The organism is Clostridium sp. HBUAS56017 (assembly GCF_007115085.1).
In the GTDB taxonomy this organism is placed as follows: domain Bacteria; phylum Bacillota; class Clostridia; order Clostridiales; family Clostridiaceae; genus Clostridium; species Clostridium cibarium.
Window position 1 is genome coordinate 1 of the sequence record NZ_SULK01000047.1, and the last position, 4689, is coordinate 4689.

Annotated in this window: 8 protein-coding genes; 4 read left to right on the top strand and 4 right to left on the bottom strand. The window is 28.9% G+C overall.

Annotated features, from left to right (window positions below; genetic code table 11):
• Positions 1–72: 72 nt before the first annotated feature.
• Complete coding sequence (locus FAY47_RS19650; RefSeq protein ID WP_243129680.1) at positions 73–558, bottom strand: hypothetical protein; 486 nt, start codon at positions 556–558, stop codon at positions 73–75.
• 115 nt (positions 559–673) lie between these two features.
• On the bottom strand, positions 674–859 hold the full coding sequence (locus FAY47_RS19655; RefSeq protein ID WP_143318621.1) for a hypothetical protein: 186 nt from the start codon (positions 857–859) through the stop codon (positions 674–676).
• A 134-nt stretch (positions 860–993) separates the two neighbouring features.
• Between FAY47_RS19655 and FAY47_RS20530 the strand changes: the two genes are divergently transcribed.
• Positions 994–1770, top strand: a complete 777-nt coding sequence (locus FAY47_RS20530) for an N-acetylmuramoyl-L-alanine amidase (RefSeq protein ID WP_185966921.1) — start codon at positions 994–996, stop codon at positions 1768–1770.
• A gap of 168 nt (positions 1771–1938) precedes the next feature.
• Positions 1939–2049 carry a peptidoglycan-binding protein gene (locus FAY47_RS21085; protein WP_243129681.1) on the top strand — a complete coding sequence of 37 codons (111 nt, stop codon included), beginning with the start codon at positions 1939–1941 and terminating at the stop codon, positions 2047–2049.
• A gap of 74 nt (positions 2050–2123) precedes the next feature.
• On the opposite strand, the gene FAY47_RS19670 is transcribed toward FAY47_RS21085, so the two are convergent.
• Positions 2124–2477, bottom strand: coding sequence for an SH3 domain-containing protein (locus tag FAY47_RS19670; RefSeq protein ID WP_143318622.1), 354 nt, complete (start codon positions 2475–2477; stop codon positions 2124–2126).
• Positions 2478–2987: 510 nt separating this feature from the next.
• Here FAY47_RS19670 and FAY47_RS19675 point away from each other — a divergent pair.
• Complete coding sequence (locus FAY47_RS19675) at positions 2988–3494, top strand: hypothetical protein (RefSeq protein WP_143318623.1); 507 nt, start codon at positions 2988–2990, stop codon at positions 3492–3494.
• A 57-nt stretch (positions 3495–3551) separates the two neighbouring features.
• A complete protein-coding gene (locus FAY47_RS19680; RefSeq protein WP_143318624.1) occupies positions 3552–4169 on the top strand; it encodes a hypothetical protein in 618 nt (205 codons plus the stop codon).
• A gap of 267 nt (positions 4170–4436) precedes the next feature.
• Here the strand turns inward: FAY47_RS19680 and FAY47_RS19685 are convergent.
• Positions 4437–4689: hypothetical protein (locus FAY47_RS19685; protein ID WP_207706279.1), on the bottom strand; the 253-nt coding region annotated here is incomplete at its 5' end.

The window sequence follows — 4689 nt, forward strand, 5'->3', positions numbered from 1 at the left end:
TTAATTTCATTTCATCAGTTGTAAAAATAGGTAATGTCTTATTTTCTCTTAGAACCGTATCCTTTGGAATTATTATTTTTTTCCATTACAAGGATTATTAACAATATAAGAATTGTCAACACAATAGTTTAGAAATTGTTTTAATAATTTGTTGGCATTATTAATAACATTAGAACTTTTACCAGCTTTAAAAAGTTTATTATAATATCTTTGAATATCAATTGATTCTAATTTACTTATTTGAATATGAGAAATAGGGGAATCATTAAAGTATTTAGAATATATACCTTCATATCTAGCAAATGAAGAAGTTTTAATTTGGCCTAACTTTACAACTTCAAATAGCCAACTTTTCATAGCAGATCCTAGAAATAGTTTTTTATCTACTATACCTAGGTTGTTTTTTTCAATATAAGCTTGTTTTTTAGCTTCTGCTTCTTTTTTAGATTTACCATAGAATTGTTTTCTAACTCTTTTACCATTGGAGTCAACCCCAGCTTCATAGTAAACTTTATAATATGATTTATCATTAATTGGTACATTAGTTTTAGTTGCCATTTAAATTTCTCCTCTCATTAAAATAACATATTAGCAATAAGTATTATCTATAGAATAATTATTATTACCATCCTAAGGTGAAATGTCCTAGCAAGCACATTTATTTCATCTATATTTAATGGGACTTTTTCTTTCTCTTTAGATTGATAAGAAATTCCACTTGTTCAGTGATTTCATTTATATCCTCATCCTTTAAATCGCTAGCCTTATCAAGACTGTCTATTATTGGCCTAATACGTGGATTAATATTATTTAGTTTTTCTAAAGTCTTAGTACTTTGATTCAAATTAGTACCATTCAAAATAGTGCTTATGATAGATTGAGCTACTTTTGATGCCTTCCATATTGAACAAATTAAAAGTACATTAAATCCAGTACAAGAGTAGTTTTTAAGGCTACTCTTCTATTTTAAATAATTTTTAGGAGGTATTTAAATTGAGAGATATAAACAAACAATTAATAAGTATTAACTATTCACAGGGGAGAAGTATAACACCAGAGTATATTGTAATACATGAAACTGATAACGAAGATGCTGGTGCTAATGCAATGGCAAATAGAAATTATTTTGTAAATCATGAAGAAGCTGAAGCCAGTACTCATTTTGTAGTTGATGATCACCAAATTGTTCAATGTGCTGAGTTAGATTGGAGATGTTGGCATGTTGGAGACAATAGAGGACATAGTGATATAACTAATTCTAATTCGGTGGGTATTGAGATATGTGTTAATGCTGATGGGGACTATAATAAAGCTTTAGAAAATGCTATTGAATTGACTAAATATTTGATGAGTGTTTTAGGGTTAGGAATAGATAGAGTTGTAAGGCATTATGATGCAAGTGGTAAGTATTGTCCTAGAAGAATTTTAGATAATGGGATTTGGGAAGAAGTTAAATCAAGGATTAATAATGGGTCGCCAGTATCTGTACCAGTAGTTAATGGCGGTGGTACTAGCAATCTAATAGATAGAGCTAGAGAATTTGTTGGAAATATATGTTCAGAACTTCAACAATTATTAATCTCTAAAGGCTATGATTGTGGTGGCTATGGAGCTGATGGAGTTTTTGGCAAGGGCAATTTAAATTCGCTTTTACAATTTCAAAAAGATAATGAATTAGCGTCTGATGGATTGGTTGGATCTCAGACATTTGCAGCACTTCAAACATCTTCACAATTTCAGTCAGGTAATAATTGGGTAAGTAGATTATAACAAGAATGTAACAGCCAAGGATTTAGCAATCAAATTGTAGATGGAATTGCTGGAGAAAATACACTTAATGGGTGTCCTACCATTAAACAAGGAGCTAGTGGAAATATAACAAGATTATTGCAAGAGAAATTAAATAACTTGGGATATAATACTAATGGCGTTGATTGAATTTTTGGAGGAGGAACTTATAGTGCAGTAGTTCAATTCCAAAGAGATAATGGATTAGCTAATGATGGTATAGTGGGAAGAAATACCTGGTCTAAATTGCTAGGAATATAGGCACTAATAGATTAGAAAAAAGTGATATTTTATGTATAACAACACAAAATATCACTTTTAATTTTTAAAATTTATTAATTCCAAGATAATCTTACATATTCTTGAGCTATATATCCTGTTACTCCATTATATTCTACTTTATACCAATTATGGCCATTAGCAGGGCCAGCGTACTCAATTACATGTACTGTATCACCAGAATAAAGTTCATCATAAATTTTAGATGAAGTTGAAGGTCTTGCTCTAAGATATACCCCGTCTCCAGTGATAGTTCCATCACAATCTAATTCGCTATCCCTTAATTGGTTACTAGATATTTTGCTAACACCTTGAGTATTATTAATTTCAGCAGCTGATGTAGTTAAAGATGGTAATGAAGCTACAGTCAAAAATCCTGCCATTATTAAACCTAATAATTTTTTATTCATATTATCATTCCTCCTTAAATTGTAGGCTTGTATTAATATTAAAGTATTTGCTCTGTTAGTAATATTTTACACTAAGTTACATTAATTACCTAAGCTTTAAATGATTTGATAAAGCTAGTACACATTGATTGCCGAAATTTAAACTTCATACGTAGTGTTTTTTGTGAAAATACTATATATTACTAAAGAATACATATTTGACATAATAATAATATTATGTATAAAAATGTTTTGATTAGATAATGTTAGAATATAGTATAGTGGGAGAAAATACCTGGCATGAGTTATTAGATATGTAGTGTACTAAAAGAAATATAAAATAGTCAACAATAGATTGCAAAGAGTTATATTTTACATAATGCCTAAAATAAGTAAATTAAGTATTAAATTGAATATGTTGTGTAAAAATGTTCAGTTAAAGTATTCAGAGAATGCTTTCGTGCATATTTAGTTGTATAGAAAATACAGTTATGTAAAAATAAGTATAAATAAATTATGAGAGGTGATTTTATGTTAAAAAAAGTGATATCTGTTTCTCTAACACTAGCTTTACTTGTAGGTATTAATTTACCAGTAAAAGCTTCTGATGTATCTAATAATACTAAAGCTAAGACTGTAGCTTCAACTTATTCTCTATTAGCACAACCTTTCTATGTAGCTCTATATAGTGATGCTGCAAATACTGATATATATTCTAGAAATCAAACTGGAACTATCTCTCAAGATTTTTTCCCTTTGGTAATAGAGACATATCAAAAAGGCTCAGGAAGCATTAATGAAGTTAAAGTTGATGGCAGAGATATAATGCAAGTTTATAGTGAATCCGATTTTTATTCCATTGGTGAAAATAGAGCTGTATTTTTTATAGCAGGAACAGAAGCTGCTGATTCAAGCAATTCATCATTGTATAATTACGTTACTGTTTCAACTTTAAGCAAAGGTTCACATACCATTCAACTTTATTGTACTGTTAATGGTACTAGATATTTTGATTCCATTAGAATCATTGTTGTATAATTCACTATTTAATTATTAAGTATAATATAAAATATGCATAAGGAGGATGGAAATATTATGAAAAAGAAAATAATAACAAAAATTCTATCATGTTTATTAGTTGGAGCAGTACTAGGTTTAGTACCTGCTTCTAGAGCATCAGCAGTAGGTTTATTTGGTACTATATATAGAGCGGCTCAAGCAATGCATACAGCACAAATAAGAATGAACAAAATTATGGATGATATAAATTTTAAAACGCAGCTTTACCCAAAGCCTGGTAGCAGCACTACAACTACTCCATTACCTGGTGAAAATACTACTCCAGTAATTAAGAATAATCTAAAAACATTTGCTATTGATTCATATATTGAACATGGTGCAGTTCATAAAATAAGTAATGAAAGAATTCATAAAGGTAATCTACCATTAACTATATTAACTTGGATGAGTGGTTATGGAAATGTTACAGGAGTTTCTATAGATGGAGTTCAGTTAGAAAATGCTTTAGTTGCTAAAGCTGCATATGAAAATGTAGATATGGATAAAAGATGTATGGAATTTATAACTTTGGATGAGTCAGTAATTAATTCATTAAGTAATGGTAATCATAGAATTGTAGTAAGCTGTACAGGCCCTTACCAATCAACTTATATTACTTATACAGATGACTTTACATTTGATCTAGTAGATTAATTTATTAGGAAAAAAGGCGATTTAGATTTCAAGTTAACTAATCTGAATTTCTTTTTTGTTTCACTTGATGAAATGTTTGGAAAATACAAAAATATTTGATAGTATATTCCTAATTAGATATTGGGCAATTTTAACTGGCGTGAATTATTGGATATGTAGTATACTAAGAATGAAATAAATAAGAAAACAGTTAACCTTTGAAGGTAGTGAGTAGGAGTAAAAATCTTATTCACTACCTTTTTTGTTTTCAATAAAATAACTAGTAAATTATTCAGGCTTTATAAGACATTTCTCTATAGCATCTTTTTGCTTTTTAAGTTGTAAATATAAATTATTTTTTAAAGAATACTCATTCTGAATAATAGAGCATATTGGAATAGCGATAGTTCCAGGAACTGGTTCAGGGTCAACACAATTATCAACTTGTTTCTTTAGATCAGAAATAATAGGATCAATTTTCTTAAAAATATTATCAAATTCTTTAGTGCATTCACTGAGCATTACATTTCTTTCTGAATCT